Below are 6,634 nucleotides of genomic sequence, written 5' to 3' on the forward strand. Positions count from 1 at the left end.
TAACTTTTGGGGGTCACATCATCATAAAGAGAGGTTCATAAAGCTCGTCCACATGAAAAAAGAGGGTCACGGGTCATAAAGAGAGGTTCATAAAGCTCGTCTCTCTTAGATTTTACAGCTGAAGGTTATTAAAAGTATAAAGGGGGATCTTCAACCGAACACCATCTCCAAAGACATCGAGTTACATGGCGAACAGTGACAATCACTGTTCGCCATTTATACATACCGATTGCGGCCCGATATCATACCAAATACCATAACGACTACAGAAATAATGATGAGTGCGCTAAGTGGAAATGTCCATAAATGGGTCTGATCAGACTCCATGGTGACGGTTCTCATGGTTTTTAATTAGGTTAGTGCCGACCGCAAGAACCGTCCCCATGGTCATCTACTATTTTTAATTTTATGAAAAATCAAGATATTATTATCAACCTTTCCATAACTAGAATTTCCCCCAACTAATTAAAACGTTTTCAATTTTAAGGGCTATTGACAAAATTGACAGCCAAATGTTCTTCCCCTAATATACGATCTTTTCCGAAAGGGATAGCAGCCCGACTAGTTTTAAATTTGCCGTTTGGAATGAGGTAGCAATCGATTATCAGAATGAGAAACCTGCCAAAAAAGAGTTATGCCCCATATAGGCACACCACTGATTCAGCCTCCGGTGTTACAGTGCCCGAGTGAGAGCTTTTTTTGATCGAACGGTCACTCTAACGGTGATACAGTGCCCGAGTGAGGGCTTTTTTTGATCGAACGGTCACTCTAACGGTGTTACAGTGCCCGAGTGAGGGCCTTTTTTCCATCGAACGGTCACTCTAACGGTGATACAGTGCCCGAGTGAGGGCTTTTTTTGATCGAACGGTCACTCTAACGGTGTTACAGTGCCCGAGTGAGGGCTTTTTTAATCGAACGGTCACTCTAACGGTGTTACAGTGCCCAGGTGAATGCTTTTTTTAATCGAACGGTCACTCTAACGATGTTTCAATGCCCGAGGGACTACTCTGTTTTCCTCAAACGGTCAATGGAACGTTCTTTTATGCACCGCGAAAGCTCCCTTTTTCGTAAATGTAAAAATAGCAACAAGGTTAATTAACAAAGCTTTTTAAAAAAAGAGAAGTGGTTCCTATCTACAGCTAAAACACCCATTTCACCTCATTTCTTATCTATCTCCATCTTTCCGCGATCGGATATATCGGTAGATCATCCATTTCCCGCTTTTAACTCCAATCGTTTTGCAAACCCAGTTGAATTATTTGATGAAATGGCAAGGGTCATTTTAAATTGCTGAACTTTACAATTTTTCTAGTGTACTTTTACAAAAGTTCAGTAAATTCTTAAATATAGTGCATATTTGCTGATATGAATGTTATTTAGGACGAAGATGGCGAATATGGTAAAAAATAAATTTAAATTTTGTTCAAATATCAATTAACATTTGTTCACCATTTATGCTATAGTTATTTTAAAATAATAAAAGGATAGATGAAAGCGTTCGCTTTGGGAAAACACAAACCAAGCTTTCAAGAAGTTATTAGTCAGATTTCTACTAGTATTTAGCAGCTGAACTGTTTGTAACTTTAATGATCTTAAATTTCTTTAAAATATTAAAAAAAGACTTTAACCTAAATTTAGGGGGAAAACCATATGAGAATGGTTGATATTATTGAGAAAAAACGTAATGGTATTGAATTAACAAACGGAGAAATTCAGTTTTTAATAAATGGATTTACCAACGAAAGTATTCCTGACTATCAAATGTCTGCATTTTCAATGGCGGTATTTTTCCAAGGAATGTCCAAAGAAGAACGCGTCTATTTGACGGAAGCGATGGTTAACTCTGGGGACCAAATCGATTTATCCGGAATTGAAGGAATTAAAGTAGATAAGCATAGTACTGGCGGTGTTGGTGATACAACCACACTTGTGTTAGCACCATTAGTCGCCTCTGTTGGGGTACCTATTGCCAAAATGTCTGGCAGAGGTCTTGGGCACACCGGCGGCACGATTGATAAGTTAGAATCAGTTAAAGGTTTTCATGTTGAAATTACAAATGACGAGTTTATTCGTTTAGTGAACAAAAATAAAATTGCTGTAATCGGCCAAAGTGCCAATTTAACACCTGCAGATAAAAAGCTTTATGCCTTAAGGGATGTAACCGCTACAGTCGATTCGATTCCGCTTATTGCAAGCTCAATTATGAGTAAAAAAATTGCCGCAGGAGCAGATGCGATTGTTCTTGATGTGAAAACAGGCAGTGGGGCTTTCATGAAGAATCTCGACGATGCGAAAGAATTGGCACAGACAATGGTGGACATTGGAAATGGTGTGGGACGGAAGACAAAAGCGATCATTTCTGATATGAGCCAACCGCTCGGGTTTGCCGTAGGAAATGCTTTAGAAGTGAAAGAAGCAATTGATACCCTTCGTGGACAAGGTCCAGAGGATTTACATGAATTATGTTTAACACTTGGCAGCCATATGGTCGTCCTAGCAGAAAAAGCAGCCGATTTGCAACAAGCGCGTGAAATGTTGGAAGAGTCGATCCGAAACGGAAAAGCATTACAATCCTTTAAAATATTCCTTGCTGCCCAAGGTGGAGACGCTTCTGTTGTTGATGATCCTACAAAACTTCCTACAGCTAAATATACGATCGAAGTACCAGCCCTAAAAACAGGATGTGTTGCTGAAATCACTGCCGAGATGATTGGGATTGCCGCAATGATGTTAGGAGCTGGACGCATCACTAAAGAATCAGTCATTGATTTGGCAGTAGGCGTTGTTCTCCACAAAAAAGTAGGCGATTTTGTCCAACAGGGTGACGCACTTGTGACGATCCACAGTAATCGTGAGAATGTTCAAGAAGTCATCGAGAAAATTTACGCAGCCTACAAACTAGTTGAAGAAAAAGTAGCTCAACCAACACTTATTTATACAGAAATCCATTAATCCCTGACGAGGTTGGCTTGTTGGTCAGTCTCAGGCTATTTGCTTTCTTATAGAAAAATCATGAATGGAGAATAATAAATTAATTGATCAAGCGGTCGAGGCTCGGAAACAAGCCTATTCGCCATATTCAAACTTTCAAGTCATTGCAGCTATATTAACAAAGAATAACCAGGTATCTTTTTCTTAAAGGATTTAAAGAAAGTAATCTGTTTGGGATAGCCCTGTAGTCAGGTTCGGAATCATTTACATCTTAGAATAAAATACATCATTGTGGAGGAAATCATGAAATACATCATAGCCATCATTGGATTACTTGTTGTTTTTGGACTTGCTTTTGTTGCGAGTAATAATAAGAAAAATATTAAAATCAAACCGATTATCCTAATGGTCATCATTCAAGTAATTTTAGCAGCATTGTTATTAAATACAAAATTTGGTTTAGTTTTAGTTAAAGGATTTGCTGACGTTTTTAGTAAATTATTAGAATACGCAGCCAGCGGTATTTCCTTTGTGTTTGGCGGGCTTGCGAATAAAGGTGAAATGTCGTTCTTCCTTAATGTATTACTTCCAATCGTGTTCATTTCAGTATTAATTGGGATATTCCAGCATTTTAAAATACTCCCTATCATTATGAAAGCAATAGGCTTATTGTTAAGTAAAGTAAATGGTATGGGTAAATTAGAGTCATACAATGCCGTAGCTTCCGCGATCGTTGGTCAATCAGAGGTATTTATTACGGTTAAAAAGCAGCTCGGCCTGCTGCCTGCCCATCGCCTATATACATTATGTGCTTCCGCAATGTCAACCGTTTCGATGTCCATTGTCGGTGCGTATATGACAATGATTGAACCAAGATATGTTGTGACAGCACTTGTGATAAACCTATTTGGCGGATTTATTATTTCATCGATTATTAATCCATATACTGTGCCAGAAGACGAAGATATCCTCATCATTCAAGAAGAGGAAAAGCAAAGCTTCTTTGAAATGTTAGGCGAATATATTATGGATGGATTTAAAGTAGCCGTCATTGTCGGTGCTATGTTGATTGGATTTGTTGCTTTAATGGCTGGTATCAATAATGTTTTTGATATGGTTTTCGGAATTTCATTCCAGGAAATTTTAGGATATATTTTTTCACCATTTGCCTTTATCATGGGAGTTCCATTTTCAGAAGCTGTCCAAGCTGGGGGAATTATGGCAACGAAGCTTGTCACAAATGAGTTTGTAGCGATGATGGATTTAGCAAAAATACAGGAGAGCTTTAGCCCGCGTACATTAGGAATTATTTCTGTCTTCCTTGTCTCCTTTGCAAACTTCTCCTCGATAGGAATTGTTGCAGGAGCCGTAAAAAGCTTAAATGAAAAAAAGGGAAACACTGTCGCACGATTTGGTCTAAAACTTTTATTTGGAGCAACATTAGTTAGTGTTTTATCATCTGTGATCGTAAGTATCGTTTTATAAATAAGGTTGTTTTCGTAATGATCGTGGTTTTTCGAATCAATGTCTAAACCCGTATTAATAAAGGTATCGTGGCATAAACAAAGTTTACGAAAGAGCAATAAATGATGTTGAAAAAGCAATTTCTTTTCTTAGTTGAGAGGGTATTGCTTTCTAAAAGGAGGGGAAGGTTGTGAAAATAGTTTTTCACAACTATTAATATGAGTTTTGTTGGTTTATTTCTCTCAGGTGCAGTATTATTTTTAAACAGTCTTATGCTATTAGGGAAGGCAGAAGCAAAAAGTGTAGGTGTTTTTAATATATTCATTGGAATTATTCAAATTATAATCCCATCTTACTTAATGTTTGTATCGGGTCAAAATAATTGGGAACTTTATAATGTTGCATCTATTTTCCTATTTGGCTTAACCTATTTATATGTTGGGGTAACCGTATTGAAAGGGCTTGATGGCAGCGGTCTCGGCTGGTTTAGTTTATGGGTCGCTATTATTGCAGTCGTCTATACGTTAACATCGATTATTCACTTTCACGATGTTGTCAATGCATTAACATGGGGTATGTGGGCACTATTATGGTTTCTGTTCTTTTTATCAAATGCGCTTAAAAAGAAAATAGATACGTACATTGGGATTGTTGCTTTCGTCCAGTCATGGGTAACGCTGACCATTCCAGCTTTGCTGTATTTCTTAGGTGTCTGGGATACACGATTTGTCTCTCAAATCTGGACCCTCGTTTTAATTCTAGCGATTGTCTATTTTGTTGTAAGTCTTTTCAAAATGAAATTTTCATTTAAAAAAGAGAAAAGTGGACAAGAAGTTCAAGTGATATAATCAAAAGATATGCTTCAAAAACCTGTGTAGATTTAATCTAAACAGGTTTTTTTATGAGAACGGTGCCTGTGCGTTGCAAACCCAAAAGAAATAAACCAAACACCCTTTCTGGTAGGAGAGGGTGTTTTTGATTTATCGTTGTCTGTCATAGCCTTCTACAAAAACGATAAAACTATCATTTAAAAAAGAGAATAGTGGTCCAGAAATTCAAGTGATATAAACAAAATTAATTTCTTATGGAAACCTAGTGAGACATTTTCGAATCCTTGCGGGCATCCATTTTTTATTTTTGTTGCATTTTACCAATATAATAAATAAGCATAAAAAGTAGATTCCTTTCTTTATAGAAAAGATTGTCAAACATCATTGAAATATATGCCACGATGTGTGAGAACTTCTATTTGAATAGTTCATATTTAGCTATATTAATATATTTTTGTATAAATCTGGAATTGTTGACAATTAAAAACAGTCATAATATAATCTGAATTAACTTAAAACATTCAAAAACAATCATAAATGAGCAATAACGTTCAAATAAAACTCCAAAAATAATCATTGAAATGGTTTTATTTTCAAAGATATGAAAACGCTAACAGAGGGGTTTATACCTAATAATCTAGCAGAAAGGATTTATAGATCTATTTGTACAACCTAAAAACTATTTTTAAGGAGGTGATGCAATTAAAACTGAAAGCGATAACAAATTTAACTTCTTTAAGTAATCTTTAAGTTTATAAAAACTAGGGGGATCATAATGAGAAAAAATGTAAAAATGCTATTAATACTAGTTTTAATGTTTGTAATGGTTGTGATGACTGCGTGTACTAGTGCTAGTGAATCATCAAGTGAATCTCCGAAAGATAACAAAGAGCAAAAAGGTGACAAAAAGTTAACAATAGGACTAACTGTGGGTACTTTGGCCAATCCTTTCTTTGTTGCCATGTCAAAAGGGGTTGAAGAAGCAGGGAAAGAATTAAGTGCAGAGGTTTTTGTTGAAAGTGCAGAATATGATCTCGCAAAGCAAACTTCTCAAATTGAAAACTTCATTACAAAAAAAGTAGATGTTATTTTATTAAATGCTGTTGATACAAAAGGAATTGCAGCAGCTGTTCAACAGGCAAAAGACGCTGGTATTCCTGTAATCGCTGTAGATACGAATGCTGAAGGTGGTGTTGATGCTACTGTTACATCGGATAACTATCAAGCTGGTAAACTAGCTGGAGAATATGTCATTGAACAATTAGGTGGAAAAGGAAACATTGCTATCATTGATGGACCTCCTGTTTCAGCCGTAACAGACCGTATTAAAGGGTTTGAGGAAGCTATTAAAGATTCTAAAATTAAAATAGTAGCGAAGCAAAACGGCGAAGGAAATCGTGAAAAGGCAT

5 protein-coding genes are annotated in these 6,634 nt (G+C 36.5%); all 5 read left to right on the top strand.

Translation table 11 applies throughout. The features are described from left to right. Positions 1-1,650: 1,650 nt before the first annotated feature. Positions 1,651-2,952, top strand: a complete 1,302-nt coding sequence (locus J7E77_RS24455; protein ID WP_214717449.1) for a pyrimidine-nucleoside phosphorylase — start codon at positions 1,651-1,653, stop codon at positions 2,950-2,952. 64 nt (positions 2,953-3,016) lie between these two features. Then, positions 3,017-3,139 carry a cytidine/deoxycytidylate deaminase family protein gene (locus tag J7E77_RS31285; protein ID WP_285290733.1) on the top strand — a complete coding sequence of 41 codons (123 nt, stop codon included), beginning with the start codon at positions 3,017-3,019 and terminating at the stop codon, positions 3,137-3,139. A 95-nt stretch (positions 3,140-3,234) separates the two neighbouring features. Beyond that, a complete protein-coding gene (locus J7E77_RS24460) occupies positions 3,235-4,416 on the top strand; it encodes a NupC/NupG family nucleoside CNT transporter (protein ID WP_214717451.1) in 1,182 nt (393 codons plus the stop codon). A gap of 197 nt (positions 4,417-4,613) precedes the next feature. Further along, complete coding sequence (locus J7E77_RS24465; protein ID WP_214717452.1) at positions 4,614-5,243, top strand: AmiS/UreI family transporter; 630 nt, start codon at positions 4,614-4,616, stop codon at positions 5,241-5,243. A gap of 757 nt (positions 5,244-6,000) precedes the next feature. Then, a partial coding sequence (locus tag J7E77_RS24470) for a substrate-binding domain-containing protein (protein ID WP_214717453.1) occupies positions 6,001-6,634 on the top strand: 634 nt, incomplete at its 3' end.

The organism is Bacillus sp. ISL-77, from assembly GCF_018613105.1.